17 protein-coding genes are annotated in these 21,172 nt (G+C 41.8%); 9 read left to right on the top strand and 8 right to left on the bottom strand.

Annotation, left to right across the window (positions count from 1 at the left end; all coding sequences use genetic code 11):
• Window positions 1-172: 172 nt before the first annotated feature.
• The 6 genes from CVU71_07175 to CVU71_07150 all read right to left on the bottom strand — a co-directional run bounded on the left by CVU71_07175 (window position 173) and on the right by CVU71_07150 (window position 7,871).
• A complete protein-coding gene (locus CVU71_07175) occupies window positions 173-1,678 on the bottom strand; it encodes a DUF2779 domain-containing protein (GenBank protein ID PKN19283.1) in 1,506 nt (501 codons plus the stop codon).
• A 30-nt stretch (window positions 1,679-1,708) separates the two neighbouring features.
• Window positions 1,709-2,074 (bottom strand): hypothetical protein, encoded by a 366-nt coding sequence (locus CVU71_07170; protein PKN19282.1) that lies wholly within the window; start codon window positions 2,072-2,074, stop codon window positions 1,709-1,711.
• Window positions 2,075-2,148: 74 nt separating this feature from the next.
• Window positions 2,149-2,583, bottom strand: a complete 435-nt coding sequence (locus CVU71_07165; GenBank protein PKN19281.1) for a hypothetical protein — start codon at window positions 2,581-2,583, stop codon at window positions 2,149-2,151.
• 89 nt (window positions 2,584-2,672) lie between these two features.
• A complete protein-coding gene (locus tag CVU71_07160) occupies window positions 2,673-4,943 on the bottom strand; it encodes a hypothetical protein (GenBank protein PKN19280.1) in 2,271 nt (756 codons plus the stop codon).
• Between the two features lie 12 nt (window positions 4,944-4,955).
• The gene (locus tag CVU71_07155) at window positions 4,956-5,522 is read right to left on the bottom strand and encodes a hypothetical protein (protein PKN19279.1); all 567 of its coding nucleotides are present in this window, start codon (window positions 5,520-5,522) and stop codon (window positions 4,956-4,958) included.
• Between the two features lie 120 nt (window positions 5,523-5,642).
• Complete coding sequence (locus tag CVU71_07150; GenBank protein ID PKN19278.1) at window positions 5,643-7,871, bottom strand: hypothetical protein; 2,229 nt, start codon at window positions 7,869-7,871, stop codon at window positions 5,643-5,645.
• A 186-nt stretch (window positions 7,872-8,057) separates the two neighbouring features.
• On the opposite strand from CVU71_07150, the gene CVU71_07145 reads away from it, so the two are divergent.
• The 4 genes from CVU71_07145 (at window position 8,058) to CVU71_07130 (ending at window position 12,015) form a co-directional block, all read left to right on the top strand.
• Entirely contained in the window at window positions 8,058-9,068 is a 1,011-nt protein-coding gene (locus CVU71_07145; GenBank protein PKN19277.1) for a hypothetical protein, read from the top strand.
• A gap of 84 nt (window positions 9,069-9,152) precedes the next feature.
• A complete protein-coding gene (locus CVU71_07140) occupies window positions 9,153-9,737 on the top strand; it encodes a hypothetical protein (protein ID PKN19526.1) in 585 nt (194 codons plus the stop codon).
• A gap of 851 nt (window positions 9,738-10,588) precedes the next feature.
• A complete protein-coding gene (locus tag CVU71_07135) occupies window positions 10,589-10,870 on the top strand; it encodes a hypothetical protein (GenBank protein PKN19276.1) in 282 nt (93 codons plus the stop codon).
• A 356-nt stretch (window positions 10,871-11,226) separates the two neighbouring features.
• Window positions 11,227-12,015 carry a hypothetical protein gene (locus CVU71_07130; protein PKN19275.1) on the top strand — a complete coding sequence of 263 codons (789 nt, stop codon included), beginning with the start codon at window positions 11,227-11,229 and terminating at the stop codon, window positions 12,013-12,015.
• Between the two features lie 126 nt (window positions 12,016-12,141).
• On the opposite strand, the gene CVU71_07125 is transcribed toward CVU71_07130, so the two are convergent.
• Entirely contained in the window at window positions 12,142-12,750 is a 609-nt protein-coding gene (locus CVU71_07125; protein PKN19274.1) for a hypothetical protein, read from the bottom strand.
• Between the two features lie 1,513 nt (window positions 12,751-14,263).
• Window positions 14,264-15,202, bottom strand: coding sequence for a transcriptional regulator (locus CVU71_07120; GenBank protein ID PKN19273.1), 939 nt, complete (start codon window positions 15,200-15,202; stop codon window positions 14,264-14,266).
• A gap of 273 nt (window positions 15,203-15,475) precedes the next feature.
• On the opposite strand from CVU71_07120, the gene CVU71_07115 reads away from it, so the two are divergent.
• From CVU71_07115 to CVU71_07095, 5 genes are read left to right on the top strand one after another with little or no spacing between them, the layout of a single operon-like run.
• On the top strand, window positions 15,476-15,745 hold the full coding sequence (locus CVU71_07115) for a hypothetical protein (protein PKN19272.1): 270 nt from the start codon (window positions 15,476-15,478) through the stop codon (window positions 15,743-15,745).
• Window positions 15,742-16,980, top strand: coding sequence for an MBL fold metallo-hydrolase (locus tag CVU71_07110; protein PKN19271.1), 1,239 nt, complete (start codon window positions 15,742-15,744; stop codon window positions 16,978-16,980). Before CVU71_07115 ends, CVU71_07110 begins: the two co-directional genes overlap by 4 nt.
• Window positions 16,981-17,023: 43 nt before the next feature.
• Entirely contained in the window at window positions 17,024-18,103 is a 1,080-nt protein-coding gene (locus CVU71_07105; GenBank protein ID PKN19270.1) for a hypothetical protein, read from the top strand.
• 34 nt (window positions 18,104-18,137) lie between these two features.
• Window positions 18,138-18,464, top strand: coding sequence for a hypothetical protein (locus tag CVU71_07100; protein ID PKN19525.1), 327 nt, complete (start codon window positions 18,138-18,140; stop codon window positions 18,462-18,464).
• Window positions 18,465-20,852, top strand: a complete 2,388-nt coding sequence (locus tag CVU71_07095; protein ID PKN19269.1) for a DNA polymerase III subunit alpha — start codon at window positions 18,465-18,467, stop codon at window positions 20,850-20,852.
• Window positions 20,853-21,172: the final 320 nt, after the last annotated feature.

Below are 21,172 nucleotides of genomic sequence, written 5' to 3'. Positions count from 1 at the left end.
ATATTCTTGCTATTAATATAATCGGTTGGTATTTTAAAATTATGAAAATAGTATACTGTATTTAAGTTATAATAAAAAGAACATAGTAGCATATCTTTAACTTTTATATTCATCAAACGTATTGAATTAAGAATCCAAAATATGGATTGATAGCAAACAACTGAAATTGAGATCATTCAACTAACATACTCTCCAGAATCTTTACCATGGCCAGGGTGTCGAGTTTGCAATATTCCAGCAGGGATTTACGGATCTTCGCAATCTCCGCCGGATCATCAGTTTGATTCATTATTGCATAGGCATCCATGGCCATTCCGCCGTTTTGCACATCCAGATGATCGTAGCTGAAATCAGGCACCATTGCAGGCAGAACATATTTCAATGAATAAGAACCATGCTGCTGCCAGTTATATATAACATGCCGGCGGAAAGGATCGGCAAGATCCTGGATATTTCCTATGATCTGTTCAATCTTCTCATCATATTCCGGAAACCACTGCGCCAGATCTCTCAATCTCGCCGCCTCGAAACCGCTGTTATAAGCCAGGACACAGGCATTGTCCGGTATTTCATTCACCAGCCTTTCTGTCAGTTCTTTTCTGGGGTCTGTGCGGGGCATGGCTAAATACTCATCGTGCTTCAATTCACCCCATTTCTGATCCACGTGGTGTAATGAATACTGGAATGGAACCTGCTGATAAGGCCTTATGCCGTCATAAGGGGGGATTGCCTCAATAAAAGTTTCAAAATCGAGAAAATACATGGGATACCAGAGTGAATCGATAAATTCCTTTACGGCAGCATGATCATAGTAAACCTCCTGTTTCTTTGCCGCGTCAACTTGAATGAACTGATTGCTCGAAAGATATTCCTGTGGCACATCGAACATAGACAAAATACCCTTTTCGTAAAGAAAGAACCTGCTGTCCATCCGGCCCTTGATATCAAATATGGAATTTTCAGGGATATGGGACCAGCAATGACCGATGAAGTCACACGGATAGTTTTCATTGCAATGAGGACCGATGTCGATAACCGGTTCGTTTCCTTTCAGCATTGCTCTTTGTCTTTCGATTTCTTCAACGATGCCGGCCTGCTCCTCTTTTGCTATAGACGTGATATCTTTCTTCTGAAAGATTTTATCCACTTCGATTTCGCCCTGCCGGACATACTGATTATTGACGTGAACGATGAACAGCCTTGATATGGATAAACCAGTACCGGATATCACATAATATTGAACCGAGGCATCTTTAAGATGATAATCCTTCACGCCTGTTGAAGCCTTGACCTCATAGACATCCCATCCGTCATCGCCCATATGGAGGATATCGGCCTTAATGAAGACATCATTGTGAAAGAAAGTGGCTTCATAGATTGTCTTGCAGCCCCGGGCAATTAGTGAAGCGGTCATTTCAATCTGTTCCTCATGTGATAATCCTTCATACGGAACAATTACACCGCCGGGGAAAAGGTTCTGCGCCAGATCACCGATTTCATATCCAACCGAAAAACTTTTTTCCGTGTCCTCTGAGACCTCGTCTTTCAGCTCGGGCATGTATTTGTGAAGGTACAGGGATTTGTGGCAGCGAGCACCACGAACAAAAAGCGATTTACTGAGAAAGGAATTATCTTTTGTGCTCATTAGTCTTATCCTCCTTTTGATGCCATTCCTCATATTGCAATTTCAGCGCATTATATATATTTATTACTGAATGTCATCTTTAAGCCATTCAAAATACGCACTGCCTATCCTCGTTTTCCCGTCTTCATATCCTTCTATTGTGTAGGTGCCACCATTGAAATCGATTGATGTGTATATCTCTCCTTCCTTAAAATATTTTGAATCCCCATGAGGGCATGGGAATTCAACACAGCCACATCCGATATAAACCAATCTTCTGATGCATGGTCTTCTTTTGAATAGATCTTTGACAAATCCTTCGTCCACATGGGCTATTATTCTTTTTACAGTACGGGCTTGCAGTACCGGGCATTCACAAAGAGACTGCGCAAGAATTAAATTAAATTTTTTTTCTTTCGCGAAACCCTCGTAATGATTTTCAAATGACATAGGTCGCTCCTTTCAATTTAATTGACAAAAAGGCTTAAATACCAATTTGTCCGTTAACTGTTCATTCATCTTTTCTAAATATCAACATAAAAAGGATTGCACCCGGCACAGCGGTAATGCTCGTCATCTTTAATTTCAATGTCAAAATCTTCAATCTCAAATGATTCCAAAACTTTGTTTAAATCATCAGTATCTAAACAATGATCCGAATAAATACGAAACACCTTCCGTGCTGGAAAGAATACAATCCGGCCTCGCGGATAAGCGTCGTAAGCATGGGACTTTAATTTCTTCTCGATTTCTGTAGTGGGTTGCAGGGCTTGCCAAAAATCGAAGTGACTGCCATACTGGATTACTTCGCCATATGGCTCGCCATCTTTAAAGGGAACAGCATCCTTGATTACTTCGTTATCGATAAACCAGTAAATGCCAACCTGCTGATTGGGCATTTCGCCGGAAGGAATAAAAACAAGTTCCCCAGATTCATTTTCTTTATAATATCCACGCATGATTGTTATCGCCTCCTTGTCATGGCCTTAGAGGATAATCTGGTCGTCATAACCCTCAAAATGATTTTCAAGCGGCATCGGTCATTCCTTTATGGGTTTCCAAACAAAAGCGGAGTCAAGCGTTTGGGACGATAGCGGAAAATCACATCACTAACATCTTTAACACCCGGCCCATCGGAAACAGATTTGACCGTTGCCTGAATGATTGCCTGCCGCGCAATAAAATCGATTTCGGCAGCATGCATGGGATTGTTTTCCACCAATGACAACAGCTGATCACTGCTGATTTTACTTTTTGGCAGGTATTTCTCCCATTGTCGTATTTGTGTTTCTTCTGTCGGATATTCCATATTGAAATGAAGATTGAATTCAACCGGCAGTATCCCTTCGAGTGGCTGGATTGTAACCATGCAGAAAAGCCCCTGATATTCGCGAAGATGACAACGCATCTCCAGATGCATGATTCTGCGATCTTGATCATCAATGGTCGTTTGGTTGTCTTTCGTCCACTTGACAACGCCGGTATAATCGACAAACAGCAACAATGAAGTTTCCCCTGTGTTTTCCGCGAAGGCATAATTCATGGGTGAAATCTTTTTTTGCGTGACGGGGTCAAGAACCTTATCATCGTGACCATTTTTGAGATACAAGTTCATGTAATCGTATTTCTTGATTTTCAGATCACATTCATAAGCCAGCGCTTCAGCAGCTTTGATCCCTGTCTCAATATCACTTGACGTAATCAGCATGTTCAGCCCCAGGCTTTGTTCCATAATGACTCGATAAGCCTTTGCGACATTAACCAGTTCGTTTTTCTGCAGAGGGTTAATCTGCAAATCATTGATTTTGCATGCAGGCGTATAAGTTTGATATAAATCACTCATATCCACCATCTGATCTACCTGCAGTTCGGCGGCCTTTTCAATCATGTCCATGGTGACAAGCGAATATCCGTTATTACCGGACATCAGAGCGGTGGTGAGAGCTATAAAAATGCTGTTTTTAATGAGCCCGCCGGTAAAATGATAGCGCTGGGCAAGAAGGTTGAAATCAACATCAGACGATAGTTTTATAAAATCAGGCATCAATGCCTGCCACATCCTGTGACGAAGTTTTAACGACGGGATTTGAAAATGGATTTTCAGGGACAGACGGCGATCCATTGCCGGGTCGAGATCCACCGGCTTGTTTGTCGACAATATGACAACACAGTGGGCTTTTTCGATTTGAATTAATAATAAACTGGCCAAATAGGAGTCATTCTCGAAAAAATCGTCAGCTTCATCAAGAAAGACAATTCCGGAATTCATGGCAGCTTCTAGAAATAAGTCTTTCATGACATCTTCAGATGGGATGTAGATGTCCCTTCTCTTGAATTCGCTCATTCTGAGTGAATAGAGCGGCCGGTTGAAGTGGCAGGCCAGTGCCTGGGCCATCATGGTCTTACCTGTTCCAGAAGGACCGTAAAACAGCATTGCCAGCGCTGTTCCGTAACTATAAAATTCATCAAGGATATTTGCATCCTTGCTGTCCCTGAATGCAAGGTAATTGCTGATGTGTGAAACCAGTTCCTTTTTCGTTTCATCCGGGATGACAACCTGCTCAAGGCTAACGGTGCCGGTTTCACGCTGAATAATGCTGGCAGAACTCTTGTAAAGGTTTTGATCGTCGATCAGATAACGAACGAATCGTTCATAAAGGCACACTTTCTTTTCAAGAACATTTGAAGCATCATCATAGTAATTGTCCATATACAGAATACCCTGCTGTATAAGAGGGGAGTCCTGGCTGAAGATTTTGTGGCAATCAAGCTGTTCCCGATAATTATGACAAATAATGTTTACAATTGTACCTACCCTGAATTTATTGTTCTTTCTTGCCGTTTCACCGAAATTGCATAGGTCGAACAGTTGCACAAAGCGATTGCTTGTGGCCGATATCAGCAACAGCATTATTATTCTTCTGCTAAAACCTTCCAATTTATTTTCACGGCAGAACTTTAAAAAGAGAATATCCACGCCGGCCTGCTCGGCAGCAGCGGCTTTGGCACAGTTTCGTTCTTCTTCATTTTTAATCAATTCAGCAAGTATTTCCGGTGTTGCCTCTTCCTGTGTTAAACCGGCTATGGCCATGGCCCGCAAAAAATCGGAATTGTTGTGCTTGTTTGTCTCCAGTTGAGAAAGCAATATGCGAGCTAATATTAACATGTGTTCATGTTCCATTGCTTCCAGATAATCATGGTAATCAGAAAACGGTTCTTCGGTAATTATCTGCTCACGGCGGGCGGTCAGTGAAACCAGTTGCCCTGCCTGCGAAGTGGCCGTGTGGTTCGTATTCATGATTGATGTCTGCTCTCTCATAGTTATCTCTCCTTATGAGCGTTTGCGTGAATGTTCAACAATGTCGGCAAGTCCAAATTTCAATGTTTCTTCAGGGGTAAGCCAGGTATCAACATCCCTCAAAAGGTAACTCTCCAGTTCGGAACGGTCTTTGATTTTGGAATAAGTCAGGTAATGTTGAATAACACGCTCGTGGGTCATGTCCTCCTCTTTCCTGCCTGCGATCAGCTGGCTGTGATTGCCGATACTCATTGCGGCAAAGCGGTGTGAAAGGACGGAAGTGCGCGCTGTAATGACTCGATGACTTTGCTCTCCGGTCATGAAAATCAGCAGTCCCATGGATGCAATCATTCCAATGCCGGTGGTATAAACAGGAATCCGGGACCATTCCATCATGTCGATGATGGAGAATCCGGCAGAACATGACCCTCCGGGAGAGTTGATGATAAACTGTATCTGGCTGATATTTCCCTTAATGTTGTGCTCAATGATCTGTTTGCTGATAGCCTCCGAGCTTTCATTATTGATTTCTCCGGATAAATAGATGATTCCGTATTCACTCAGCCCTTTGTCGTCCCGTTTCGTTTCTTCTTTTGACATTGTCCTATGCCTCCTTTAATATTTGTTGCGCGATTACTTTGTACCCTATTGATGTTCCATATTACGGAACGAATCAAATAATAGTAATGGCGTATGCACTGTGTTGAAATAATTGGCCGGTTATGCTCTGCTCCGCATGAAGCCAAAGGTTTTCTTTCCCTCCTGCACCTTTTTAACGCGCGCTTCCTCACGCAGGGCATCAATCATCATGGTGTGTGAGATTCGTTCCGCTTCAAAGATCGCGAAACGGTCTCTCACGATGCGAAAATCCCCAGGTGTCAGATCATGGATTTGTTCCAGCATGTCTGTTTCCATACTGTTGAGAGGGGTTTCACTCAGGCCGGTAAGCAGTCTTTTATAAAAGATGACATTCCCTTCAGGCTTCAGGGGCCGGAAACCGACTTTATGGTTGAAACGGCGGATGGAAGCAGAGTCCAGATCTGCAAAGCGATTGCTCGTACAGATCAGGACACCCCTGAAACGCTCCATCTGCGTCAGAAATTCATTTGTTTGGCTGATCTCCCAGGATCGTACCGCGAACTCCCTGTTGAAAAGAAATGAATCCGCCTCGTCAATGACCAGGACGGCTTCCATAGCCTCCGCCTCGGAAAATACCCGGTTTATATTCTGCTCCGTCTCACCCAGATATTTGCTCATAATGTCGCTGACACGCCTGACCATTAACTCTCTATCCAGATGATTGGCAATATAGCGCGCCAGTTCACTCTTCCCGGCACCGGGCGGACCGTAAAAGAGCAGATTAAAGTTTCTGACAGCATGGTTATCGGGTTCTCGCAGGCAACGGTCAAAAGCTTCTATCTGCTCCATGATCGTGGGCAGATTTCCTTCAATATGGAGTCCGTCGATGGAATAATTATCATCTATCCTGTCTGCCGTCCTTGGTTTTACACCGTTGTTCTGGAGCGTCAAGTGAGCGTCGAGATTCATCTTCATAATATCTTGAAAGGCAGAGTGTCGTGCTGAAGATGTTTCCAGTGCTTTGGCGACGGCCATGTTGATGATGGCCGCGCTGACGGGATAACGGGCCACCAGTTTGTTGATTTCCTCATCCGGGAAGCGGTTTCTTACATGGTGACGTTTCAGCACTGATTCCCACAGAATGAACCGCTGGCGTCGGTTGAATTCACGAAAGTGGACGCTGAAGGCAAAGCGGCGCAAGACAGAAGATTCAATATCGTCGATATTGTTTGTGATCCAAATCATTCTGGTCCATGGTTCTTCCAGCAGTTGGTTCAGCCACCCCTTGTCCTGGGTTTCGCCACGGGAAAACCACGACTGGCGAGTATTAAGTAGATTATCCGCTTCATCGATCACTACTAGAGACCCGTCTCCGCTGTTGGTCATGTTCAGGCAGGCAAGAATCGCAGCGCGCCGTGTGCTGGCCGTATTGCGTTCCTCACGCATGATTTCGTATGCGGATACTCCGAGCTTCTGCGCCAATCCCAGCGCATAGCTTGTTTTTCCCGTTCCCGGAGGGCCATACAGAAGAATATGGTTGGGCGCTTTCCTTTTTGTTTTCAAAAGGTTGATAATATGCTCCGTGACAACCGGATCGACCAGATGACTTTCCAACGGAATTGTTTTCCCTGAAAAGCGGCTAAAATAGCTTTTTTTAAGCAACTCATTGAACGGCTTTTGAAAGAAGATTGCGAAATTATCGTTCAGGTTGAAGCGGCGCTGGTCAAGATCAAAAAACTCAATCCGTGCAAACGTACCTGTCAAAGCCTGGTTGAGTTCCGCGTCGGTCATTTGCAACACCATTTTCAGATAGCGCCGTCCGAAAATATCCTGGCAATGCAGATGGTCCACAAAATAAGTTTCGGCCTGCTGCCAGACCGTAACAATGTAAATGAACGCGGCGAGCGTCTTCTCTTCATCTGACAGACAGAACATTTTTACCAGAGTACAGAGCCTCTTTTCTGCTTCACTTTTCCCGGAATAGGCCAGTTTCTTGATTCGCTTTTCGAGAGCGGATCTACTGCTCGCAATAAATTCCTTATGTGTTTTTTTACCCGCTGTCCGAAGCATCCGGCAGATTGCATCCGATTCGTTATCAGGATCAAGAAGATTATCCTCTATATCCTCCTCCCTTCCTTCGCTTTTCTGAAGAGACATTATCTTCTTAAGCGTATTTTTTAGCCCGCTGATGTCAGGCCCTAAAACGTCCGCTAATATGCTGACCGTTTCAGCGTCTACAACCGAATATGTGGCAAGCAGTCGATCCAGGTAAATGGCGCAATTACATAGAATAAAGCGTTCATGTTTATCGAGATTGTAGTTAACCATTCCGGATTGATCGGAACGTCTCCCGTATCTTTTGTGAATCATCAATTCATCCTTTCCGATTATTTTGCACAAATCTCATTTTGGGGGCTTCGTGCTTTTGGATAAATCATAACAGTGGAACGTTCCATTTAGCGGTACGATTTATATTTTTCATGTTTACTTAAAGGGCACGATAAGATATTCTTTAAAAACGTTAGATTATCTGCAATCATAATCAAAGGAGTATCTATGCCCGCAAAACGTGATCTTTATAAAAGTTACGGCGAAAAGCTGATTGGCCTGTTTGTTCGTTTGCTTTTTTCGGGAGAGAGTCATTCGCTGACGGAACTTGCAAAGATGCTTGAATGCTCCAAACAGACGGTTTTGCGATTGATTGATAATATCCGCAAATCCTATGGGATCGATATTGAAGAAATAAAGAAGGGCAACAAAAACTTTTATCGAATTAAGAAAGCTACTGCTTCGCTTCGGAATATTCCATTGACCGAAGCGGAACTTCAGTCGCTGCAAATGTGCAAAGCTTTCACGCAACATCTTATTGGCAAAAAGCTCTATGAAGAGGCAACTCAAGCAATTTACAAGAGTAAGGCTGCGCTTGCCGATGGACGACAGATCGGCGGATGCCATTTTGCCGCGTTTAGACCAGGCACAATTGATTATACGCCGCAACATCAAATCATTCATACACTGATTGACGCTATGGAGAAGCAAAAGGTCTGCAAATTGACCTATCAGGGGATCGATGCTGCGCGCCCTAAAACATATCACATCAAGCCGCTAAAGCTCTTTTCACATCATGATGCGATGTATCTTCACGCGCAAAAAGCCAAAGAACCAGGCAAACCCTACCATACACCGGAATTTGATCCATTGCTGGCGGTGCATCGAATGAAATCAGTGGAGATGACGGATATTAGTTTTCAGCCTGATAAATTTGACTTCGAAAAAACATTCAACCAGCATTTCGGCATTATTAAAGATGAAGCCTTTGAAGTGGAAGTGGTCTTCACCGGTTGGGCATGCGCTTATGTGGCGGAGCGGGAATGGAGCCCGGATCAGGAAATTGTGATGAAGGGTAAAAATAAAATCATTTTAAAATTTACTGCATCTTCAGAGCCGGAGCTAATCTCCTGGATTCTTTCCTTTGGAGAACATGCAACTCTCATAAAGCCGAACAGGATCGTAAAAGAATTAAAATCGAAAATTGTTAAATTAGCAGATTGCTATAACAATCTTTAATATTTTAGTGAAAAAATTAGGATGAATATGACAATAATCAATTCAGCTGTATCAGAAAAAGATGATGACACATATAATCCTGAAATATCTATACGGGAACACAATCCGGCAGCACCGCCGACTGGTCGATTGATCGCCAAACGAGATGGGCACAGTATTACCCGACAGATTCCTAAACCGGTTGTCTTGATAGACACCCGTGAAAAATATCCTTTTGATTTTAGTCGATTTCCAAATTGGATTGCAGATGAAAAGAGGCAAACACTAAAGGCAGGTGATTACAGCATAGAAGGAATGGAGGCATTATTGGTTTTGGAACGAAAGACTTTAACCGATCTCATAACGACCTTAATCCAGCAGCGTGACCGCTTTTTAAAACAATGCGAAAAAATGACAAAGTATCGTTGGCGAGCCTTAATGATTGAAGCAAGCTACGAAGACATCAAGTCTCCCTATGATCAGGATGAATACAACACTTTAGCTCATCCAAATGCTGTTTCAGGCACATTAGATGCGTTGGAAGCTCGTTTCGGCATACCGGTGATCTATACCTCCCGTTACCGGCCATTGGCTGAAGAGAAAACTGCAAGCTGGCTATCGAAACATTTTACATACTGGTATTTGGAAGAAAATGGATTCGGTCGTGTTCTTCAAGAAGGAGATTTGTAAAAACGAGTGAGCACTTGAGCTCAACGAAATGAACATTAAAGTAAATGTCTTTGAGTGCATCGTTTCAGACAATTATTTTTTGCTTTGCAAAAAGGTAATAATAGTTGGAAGTGAAATGAGTGTCCAATTGATATAATGTTCGAAAAAATCCGGCATCACCTCCAGATCATGCCACATTTCCCATAATTACTAGCCTTTATCACTTTTCCAATGGGTTTATTTTTATAACTATATTTATAGGGATTAATTACCAAGGGGAGCGTGCTGCCAAATAGCGAGCTTTACGGGAACCGACGTTGATACCCATGAAATTTCATGACGCGTTACTTATTGCCCTTTGATTATCATTATTTTACTGCAAAAAAACTTTTACCTATTATCTCATCCTGCAAAAAGTTCTGTTTTCATTTCAATCAGACAACTCTTCCCTTTTCGAATCCGTTTCTTCTTTATTGTCCCATATAAAATAATGAAAATGAACATTCTTTGCTTTCCGGTATTAATTTCCTAATTCATATGTTCCTCTTATTATGGAGGCAGTGACTCTTTTGGGTTTGGGTAACTGCTGTATAGAGTAGTTTTCGTTTTAAGGCTGGAGAATCCGTGTTCAGCTAGAACAAGGGCTGGCTTTCGAATTCCGAATCTTTTGCCTTTTGGACCATATGAGGTCGCTGCTGATTGCGAAACACCCAAACAGCATCTGTAGATCGTATTATTTTTAATAATTCTTTTCATAATGTTAAATTTTCATATAATTTTTGATTACCGCCGATAACATTTGACAAATAATGCAAATAATGTTATAATGAACATTATAATGATAACAATGAATAAAGCGAAAGGAGTTGGCCATGTCACCTCAAACAGCAAGGGTTACATTCTTAACTACCACTGAGTTCAAAGCTTGGCTTAAGAAGGAGGCGAACAAATCAGGCGTCAGTATATCGGAGTTTATCCGTTTGCGCTGCAAAAGCGGGCCAAGCAACAGGGAGGAGATGCTTCTTGGAGCCCTGGCCAAAGAAGTGGAAAAAGCAGTAAAGAAAGCCACCAAGTCTTTGGATAAGGGTATAAAAGATACTGAAGCCGTTTTAAAAAAGATGCGGGAAGATGAGGCGAAAAGGGCAAAAAAGTAAAATCAGTCAAAGACTGGCCTTAACGCGCCGTGAAGATGTTCTGCTAGGCCAGCAAAGTCGATCGAGTCAATAAACTTTGGACATTACAAAAGAACCGAACGATCACGACAAGGGGCCTATGTACCTGGAGGTATATGTCGGACTGAGCGTGAAACAAAAACAATTGAAGCTTTTACAGGCCTGAATATCAATAAAGCCGATATTACCTTTCTAATGCAGCGCCAATTGTTTTGGGTCATTGTTAAGAATTTAGATAACGTCAATTCAACTATAACAAAATAAAATATAACTGCACGATTTTTCGCAATAAACCAACAAATCATATTCATTTTTCTGTGAAGAATGGAGGCTAAGCTATGAAAGGGATAATTAAGACGTATCTGCCGAGTAAAAATTATGGCTTTATTAAAGGCGATGACGGAAGAGACTATTATTTTCACGTGAATGAATTCGCGGATAAAAGTCAGATCAATAAGATATGTGAAGAAGCCATTGTTGCTTTTGATGAAAGAGCAACGCCGAAAGGCTACAAGGCATTGAAATGTTCTTTACTAAATCCTTCTGACATATTGACTTTCAAAGTTCCGGACTCCCTTATCACCTCAAAGGAAAGTATCATTAAGGGTTGGGAAATTATTCAATATGGTAACTGGATAGTACATGGTAGTTCCAGAAATTCCCCGCAAGAAGCCAAAAATGACGCAATTGATGGCGCGATCGCAATAGGGGCCAATGCGCTGGTAAACTTTGACTATTATAAGACAACTGGCTCTGAAGCTGGCACAGGACGTGGCACGCACTATTTTACTATTCACAATTTCCGTGGCCGTGCGGTTACCATAGCAAAACGAAATTCAAATGGGCAGTATAAAGTAGAAGATTTAGCAGGGCTGAATCAAAGGGCGGAATTACGCAAAGAAGCTTTTGTTATAAAAACAAACAGCAATAGGAGGATGAGAAAGATTATTAATCGCTCTATGTTCACCTTGTCCGTCTTATTTCTAATCTTTGCATTCCTGATGGGTAATGCCGTCTTGGTATTGCCAATTATTTTCGTCCTTCTTGGCGGAGCAATTATCATGAAGAAAGGTGGATACCTTGATGAATATGGATCCTGGCTAGAAAGAGATGATATGCCAGCATGACTGCGGGCATATCATTTAAATTGCGATCTTCCCATACTTAATGCCCTGCTGTCTAAACACAACTGAATATTTTTGCATAAAAAGCCGTATAAGCCATTTGGCTTATACGGCGAAGTGCTAACATGATCAGAGTGGTCGTAGCACCAACCGGCACCAAATCCACTTTTTCACGCCTGCGACCTTTGTCTCCACCTTTAGCCATTTAAACAGTTCCATAATCTGTCCCAAAATTCCGCCAAAAGCTGGCAGTGATCCGAGGTGATCCCAATACATCTTTGCTATATCCATCCTGTGGTGTCTTATATTTTCCCTTAGGATCGCCTTGATTTCGCGAAAAGATTGTTTTGACAGGAACGCGGTAAATTTACGACCTGCCTTGCCCTTAGCAATCTTTATCTCGATCATACTTCCCACGGTAAAGGTCAAGGGCACCTCGCAAAGGTTGATAAACTTATCCGCGTCGTGCCTTGCCTGCACGTTACCAGCAGTTCGTAAGATCACGCCTACATTATTCCAACGAATATAGGTAAAATTGGCCAGTCCCGCTTTCTTACAGCGGTATCTTTTATCTTTATTGTATTTGACTTCCGGGTACTTTTTAATGATTAGTTCATCAATCTGCTCTGCTTTTTTCATTTTCTTTTCTGGAATTTTAAATGATGAATACTCAAAGTATCCATGTCCAGAAAAATTTAGAATCAATGTGGTAAATTCAATCCAATTGCTAATTGCCATTTTTTACCTCCCGGTTATTTTTGGCAGCCTCCCGGCTCTCCCTCAATGAGGGCGGGAAGTTGCCAGACTCCCCTATTGCTGCAAGAAAACAGATCTCGGATATTGCCTTTCCCGTGCCCCTCTTGATCGGCGCCAACCGATCAGGCTTGTACTAAGACTGCCCTGCCTTGGTCCTCGAACGGTGATCAGCAATGCTTCTCCCGCCTCGCTCTCACTTACAGTGAGCCGTTCGGCGGTTACCCGTTTAAATAATCAAGAGTTAAGGAATGGTTAGGCGTTGCGTATCCACATTATGGTTAAGCGATAGAATCCAGAAGAATCGCCTTACTCTCCCCATTATGGGGATTTCTTGTCACGCATAATGCTTCGAAGCAGCTATGGCCTAGCGCCTTTACATTCCGTCCCGGATTGCACCCCCGCCTTAACGCTTTTGGGTGCTTGAAGGGTTGAGCTATTTTTTTGCAAGTCTTACGATATGCAAAATCCCCCTTCCGGCAGGGTTCTGGCATTACTGCCGGCCCCCTGTGTGGGTTCAAACCACGTCTCGATTACCATCACGGTCGCCCGAATTCGATCAGATAGTGAGTAGAAGCTCGCCTTCGCGAGCAGCCCTCGTTCCCACATGGCAGGCTGGTTTCCCAGCACCACGCGGTCTCCCCAGACAGCTATTTAACTAGTTGGCTTACCAGTCATTGACGCTGCTGGACCCTCCCTCTAAAAAACGGCAAATTCTTTAGGGGAAAGCGTGATCTTGTTTCTTGCTTCGGCTTTTGGATTATTTTGCTATTTCGACAGGTCGACAGATTCCTTGGCGACGGTGATGGCAGGGTGGTCGAGAGGATCCTCGTTTTTCCCACCTTTTTTATGTATTCGCAGCCCATGGGCCTAATTGTATGATCATTCTGCCCGCTTACTTTTGAGGTGTTCGCAGCAGGTTGCAGCTACCATTTTTCTAATTCTTAATTATCCTGAAATTACATTCGCCCGCAGGTACAGATATTCTGATTTACTTATCGACTTTTCACCTCTATCACCCAGATTCTTGTTAGAGGTTCGCGTTTAACTTTACCAGCCGAGATTTTTCACGGGGTTCTCGACTTTCTAATTAACTGTTCGTTGCCGACCCACTACCCTGTCAGTGGTGTTCAGCGGTCTACTGAAATTTATAATTTGTTTGTATTTTACCATACAAATAAAAACATTCAAGCATTATTTAAATAAAATCATATAATTACATTAATTACCAAGTTTTACTTTACGCTACTTTTATTTACTTTCAGTTACTTTAAGTCAAAGGCCGTTCAGTGCATTATTCGATTTATTTGACCAAGACCTTAAATGAAAAAAATAGTCACTTCTTTCGTTGCTTTTAAGGCTATTCGCAAATTGAGGTCGAAAACCAATTAGAAACCACGTGAAATCGACTCGTCAAATGCATATCAGCTAAGGTTGGAATGTGCGGTTGATGTGGTAGAGATTGAAAATGAATGATAAGCATGTTTAATTTGTATGATCATGATTCCTTTTGCCAGGAGATCCATGCCTTCATATCTTTCAAAAATATATTTTTAAGCTCTTCCGGTTGAATTATCTTGATATTGGGTAGCCAAACCTTAATAGTGTTTTTTATTTCGTCAAGGCTGCCTACTTTGAAGGAAACAATGATTGCGCCATCCGTCAGCTCCTGCTTGATCTCCTGATGCGGAAGCACCTTGCGGCGACGAAAGTAATGAGCGCAGGATTTATCAACTTCTACAACGACTTCAATATTTCTTTCCGCGGAAAACCAGATATTGCCGCTTTCCTTTAGCATCCGGTCAACCTGCGCTGGCACGCAGCGGAAATTTTTATTAAGAGGTTTGAAGTCCTTGATCTTATCTAATGCATACCGCTTAAATTGTTGATCGCGAAGATCCTTTCCCACTAGATACCAGAATCCGTCGAAGAAGCAGACTCGATAAGGTTCTACGCTAAATTCATGATGAGAGAAGCCCTCATATAGAAATGTCCCTTGCCTCTTTTCACGAATAGTTTTAACAATCTTATTGAACTGGCGTTTGTCTAAAATTACGGAATCATCAATTTTGATGAAAACCGGGGAGGTAGTCACATCCTCATACAGTTTATTAAAGATGTCACCCGCTGCCTGCTCAAATGGTTCGCCAAGTTGCCCGACGAGATTCTTGATGGCAATAACCATAGCAAGTTCCGTATCATCAAAAACATCAAAATTTTTTAATAGGGTCTTGTCGATTTGATAATTGCCGCGGAATGGTTCATTTAAAGGAAAATCGGCTTCCTTTAGCAGTATAAGATCTCTTTGAATGGTCCTTGGCGTTGTTTGAAAATGTTTGCTCAGCCAAGTTGTGGAAACCTTCTCTCGTTCCATAAATATCTTAAGAATCTGACCGAGGCGAATGAGGCGCTTTTTGGGGTTTTCTGTAGCCTTCATTGTTAATTCTCCTTTGACTATGATCCTACATATTTGGTTTATTATTATAAATCAACGGTGAAACGACAACCGTATGTCTTAAAAAATAATGCGACATACGGTTGTCGTTCTGCTATTGATGAAATCCATTAGTTATGTTTATTACAACCGCAACAGTTATGTTATGCGTTTTTCGAGACAAGGTAGGTATCAGAGTTATCTCATCTGTCATGTGGAATTGTTGAACTTATAAACTGTAAAGTTAATTAAATATTGTGAAAGGAGACTGCGACCATGAGTGTAAATAACCTACCAGAGTACCATGAGCTTTTCCAAGGTGGTGATGGCAACGTTACCCTTAAAGTTCGGTTTGCCAATCGGCAAGAAATAAAAGGGCGTTCATTTCCGCCGAAAAAGATTCATTGGCAAGATGTACAGCGTTTGTTTGATGGACCGAATAGAATGCCATACGAAAAGATGAATTTTGATGAGTGGCCATTCATTGTGAAAAAGATCGAGATTGAACCAGCCAAAGAACAGGTTACTCTGGTAATCACCGAATGAATATTATCATCCATCGTGGCGCTCAGGAAATCGGCGGGACTTGCATCCAACTCTCGACGGCAAATACTACGATCCTTCTTGATCTGGGGTTGCCACTAACTGCGAACAGCAGGAAACTTGATGTATCTTCATTTAAACCGGATGCTGTTCTGATCAGCCATCCTCATCAGGATCATTTCGGCCTTATTGATACCCTTGATCCGTCCATACCGGTGTATATAGGCGAGTTGGGAAAACACCTTATTGATGCAACGCGAATCCTTTTAAGTAATAAACTGCACGCTAACGAATTTCGTTATTTCAAAAGTTGGCAGCACTTTTCAGTGGGGGACTTTAAAATTACGCCATATCTTGTCGATCATTCCGCCGCCGATGCTTACGGTTTTCTGATCGAGGCAGAAGGGAAGAGAATATTCTATAGTGGCGATTTCCGGGCGCATGGTAGAAAATCAGTCCTTTTTGATAATATCATTAAAAAACCGCCCAAAGATATTGATCTGCTCTTTATGGAAGGAACCATGCTTGAGCGAAGTAATGACAAATTCCCCACAGAAGAAGCTGTCGAACAAAAAATATATGAAACCATTAAAGACCAGAAAAATATCACTTTTCTCATTTCATCTTCCCAGAACATTGATCGGATTGCGTCAGCTGTCCGGGCCTGCATACGGGCACATAAGACCATTGTAATTGACATATATACGGCTTGGGTCCTTGAACAACTCAAACTCGTATCTGACAATGTACCTAATATGGAATGGGAATTGGTTAAGGTTTACGCTTCTTATAGCCGTGACAATACACTCAAAAAACATCCCGAATTATTCGGCGATTTCCGCAAACGCCTCTACAAGTATCGTGTCCATAAAGAAGAGCTCCAAACCAATCCCCATGATTACTTATTTTTCGGCAAAATGTCTCATTTCAAGATTATTGATTTGTATAAGACAACAAAACCAGCGAACGTCATCTACTCGCAATGGCTCGGTTATCTTTCATATTCGAACAAGGATTATTATGGGGCTGAGGCCATAGCTGCCTATCGAAACGATCCACACGTCAACTTTGTCTATGCCCATACCAGTGGGCATGCGACGGTTGAAGATTTAAAAACATATGCAGCAGCACTGAAGCCGAAAATGTTGGTGCCGGTGCATACTGAACACGCAAATGCCTACTTTCAACAGTTCAAAAATGTGATGGTGCTCAAAGATGGTGAAATCGCAACTATTTAGCTTCAGTAAATTATATCATTAATTTTTAGCCAAGAGGGTTTACATGATAATTGAAAAATCAATATTGGAGACAAAGATGAAGAAGGCATATGCAACAATGCCACTTCCCTCAAAACACACAAAAACCCCCAATCTCAAATGGCCAAGGGATATAGAAGTAATTGAAGAAAGCGGAAAAATAACATTACGTATCAATGAAAATGCGATTCAAAGTAACATGCAATGCAATGTAAGTGCATTTGAGGGTTGGTTACTCGTCTTGAAAGAATTTGTATATAAAGGTTATAAGTTCTCCGTAGAATTTCCAAAAATAAATAAGACAAATAAGACAAATAAGACAACATGGCAGCATTACCAACGGTTTTTGTTTCGCCTTAGCTTCTTTGACTCACTATATGGCAAAGGGAGCCATGAACCGTGGTTCGAACTTAGTGATCCAATAAAAGAACGCCTAAATAGTGACTGTCTCTATACGAAATATCGAAATGAAGGCAGGCTTCAAAGCAACATTGGTAAAAATGGTCGTGGGAAAGGCAAGGATAATCCTACAAAAAACCTATCCGAGTTAAGCGAAACAGAAATTGAGTGGCGGCTGTGCAAAGGTGGGGCGGATAAGGACTGTCTTGTAAGTTCCTTTAATACTGGCGATATCTATCGCCAGTTTCCTGCTTGCGTGTTTCACGACGCAGTTCTTGACGATAATGCTCTTTTTCCAGGAAAAAAGGCCTGCGTGGACTTGGTAGCAGATTCAGGAGATGAAAAATCATTTTGGATATTTGAACTTAAAAAGAAAGGGAATACTCCGCTAGGCATTCTGTCAGAGCTGCTCTTTTATACAGCCATTGTGCGCGATATGATAGCAGGGCATGTTAGAACCCAAAAGCCATCAGATAAAGATTGTTATGATTCTACAAATCTGGTCAAAAATAAAGAAAGAATAAATGCCTGCTTTCTTGCTCCAGACTTTCACCCCCTTTTGATAGAGCCCATAATTAATCGACTTAACGTTGCTTTTGCTCAGTTGAAGAAAAGAGATAATTTGTGTTCGGTCGTTTTTCACAAAGCCATCCTTGATATAGACAAGAAAGGAAAGCTTTTCGTAAGCAGTTCTTTTACCCAATAATTTTGAAAACGGAGACAATATATTCATGAGTGAAATTGAATTCTGGATTGGTGTCGATCTGGACGGAACGCTGGCCGAATATCATGGCTGGATTGGAGTCCAGCATATTGGGAAACCGATCACGCCTATGGTTGAACGTGTTCAGCGCTGGATAGGCGAAGGGAAAAAGGTCAAAATCTTTACTGCACGAGCTTCTGAAGGTCCAGCGGCAATTGAATTCATTCACGCCTGGCTCGACAAACAAGGACTTCCCAGACTTGAAGTTACTAATGTTAAAGACTTCGGCATGACTGAACTTTGGGATGATCGCTGCATTTCCATAGGAACGAATACGGGTCAAATAAAAAATCACTCAGACTGATTGGATAAAAATATGGCAAACGCAAAAGCAGATTTTGTCCACCTTCATCTTCACACGGAATACAGTCTCCTTGACAGCACCATTCGTCTTACTGATCTTTTCGAAAAGGCAAAAAAATATAAGATGGCTGCTATAGCCATGACTGATCATGGCAATCTCTCTGGTGCAATCCAGTTTTATCAGCAGGCCCAAAAAACCGGGATCAAACCGATCATCGGCTGCGAAATCTGCGTCGCGCCCAGGAGTCGTTTTGATAAGCAGAAGTCCACCATCGTTGAATCCACACGTCCTTTAATTCTCCTTGCCAAAAACATACAGGGTTATAAAAACCTGCTGAAGCTGGTCTCAGCCGCTCATATCGAAGGCTTTTGTGGCCATCCGCGTGTGGACAAAGATTTGCTTAGGCAGTATTCTGAGGGACTCATTGCATCGAGCGCCTGCCTGTATGGCGAGATAGCTTCCAATATTGTTCGGGGAAACATGGATGAAGCGCGGATTGTCGCCTGTGAATATCGAAAAATATTCGGTGAAGACAATTTCTACCTGGAAATCATGAAACATGGCATTTCTGATCAGAAGATTGCCAACCAGGGCTTGATTGAACTGAGCGAGGAACTGTCCATTCCACTAGTCGCGACTAATGACTGTCATTATCTAAATGCCGAACATGCTGAAGCTTACAATGTTCTGGTGTGCATCCAGAAGGGAGAAACCATTGAATGCAATGACTGCATACCGATAACATCGGATCAATTTTATGTCAAATCACCAGCTGAAATGCAGAGTCTTTTTGCTACAATGCCGGAATCCATTGCCAATACAGTCAGCATTGCCGATAGGTGCAATCTAGAACTGGAATTTAATAAGTTTTATTTACCAAATTTCGTGCTGAAAAATACGGAGGAAACTTCGGAATGTTATCTGGAACGCAAAGCCGTGGAAGGGCTGGAAAAGCTTCTGCCCACTATTATGAAATACCAAAATGAGGGAGCGGCTGTTGTTCGGGAAAAATATAATAAACGCATGCATACAGAGTTGGAGATTATTAAAAAATTGGGGTTTTCAGGCTATTTTCTAATAGTGTCTGATTACGTCAATTATGCCAAACGCCATGATATACCGGTAGGACCGGGACGTGGTTCTGTTGCTGGAAGTCTTCTCGCTTATGCTCTCAGAATCACTGATATCGACCCTATTCGGTACAATTTATATTTTGAAGGATTTCTGAATCTCAATAATATCAGTATGCCGCATATAGATATTGATTTTTGTCAGGAAGGGGTGGAGAAATTAATCAAATATGTAACAACAAAATATGGCAGAAATAAGGTCTCCAAAATTGTAATGTTTGAAAAAATGACGGCCAAAGCGGTTATCCATGACGTAGGCAGAGTAATGAACATTCCTTATGGCGTTGTGGACAAGATTGTTAAGCTGGTACCGAATGTCTTTAATATCTCTCTTGCAGATACTTTAAAAATGGAGCCCAGATTTGCCGAGGAATGCAAGATGAATCCTCAAATTGACAAGCTACTGTCACTTTCACTAATTTTGGAAGGCCTTAACCGCCATTCATCTATTCACGAAACATGTGCTGTTATTTCAGAAACGCCTTTGGTTGAAACTGTCCCCCTGTTTGCACAGAACGACGATATTGTTTCTCAATTCACTATGAGAGATATTGAGGCAGTCGGACTGACGATGTTTAATTTCTTGGGGCTCAAGGCACTAACTGTAATTAAAAACACCTTGAATTTAATCAAAAAATCAAAAGGAATTGAAATTGACATTTATAACTTGCCACTCGATGATGCAGAAACATATGACCTGCTGATGAAAGGCGATACCGATGGTGTTTTTCAGTTTGAAAATCCCGGAATCAAGGCACTTCTGATCAAGTTTAAACCGGATCATTTTGAAGATTTGATGGCTTTAATTGCTGTATACCGTCCGGATCCAATGAAAATAATAACTGAATTTGTCAATCGTAAAAATGGCAAAATAAAAATCACTTATGAACTGCCACAGCTTGAACCCATTTTAAAAGAAACATATGGAATCATCCTTTATCAGGAACAGGTCATGCAAATTGCCAATGTTATAGGTGGCTATACAATGGCCGAAGCCAATACATTGCGCAAATTGCTGAGCAAGGGAAGAAGCGTAGAAATTGAAAAAGGTAAGCTTAAATTCCTAGCACGAGCTAAAGAACAACTGATAAACGAAAATCAAGCTAAAGCAGTCTGGAACAAGATGGAAACATTTGCCAAATATGGTTTCAATAAGTCTCATAGCACCTCCTATTCAATGATCTCTTATCAAACGGCATATCTAAAGACGCATTACCCCGTTGATTTTGAGGAGGCATTGATAAGCAATAGAAAGTGATTATAAGAAAAACTTCTTAGGTGAATTATGCCTGATAAATAACGGCCTAATATTTTCTTAAATGTAATTTCGTAAAAACCAAACTTACACATAACTTTCTGAAAGTCTTATGCAAGTATCATTGCGCTGCTGTAACAGATTTCTGATGCAAATCATGCTAAATTAATACAAGTTTGGTCTTGGCACATGGAAGCTGCCGTCTGGCCAAATCGAGAAGAAATATGGAAAATAATGATTTAGCTTCGTGACAAACGATTGAGATTATCAAGGAGAAAGCTGCATTATTATGATTAGTCAGTAGCCGCCGACCGCCCCTTTTC

It is taken from the genome of Deltaproteobacteria bacterium HGW-Deltaproteobacteria-6, from assembly GCA_002840435.1.
Classification (GTDB): domain Bacteria; phylum Desulfobacterota; class Syntrophia; order Syntrophales; family Smithellaceae; genus UBA8904.
Note: the sequence above shows the minus strand (reverse complement) of the source record. Positions and strands in the feature narration are given on the sequence as shown.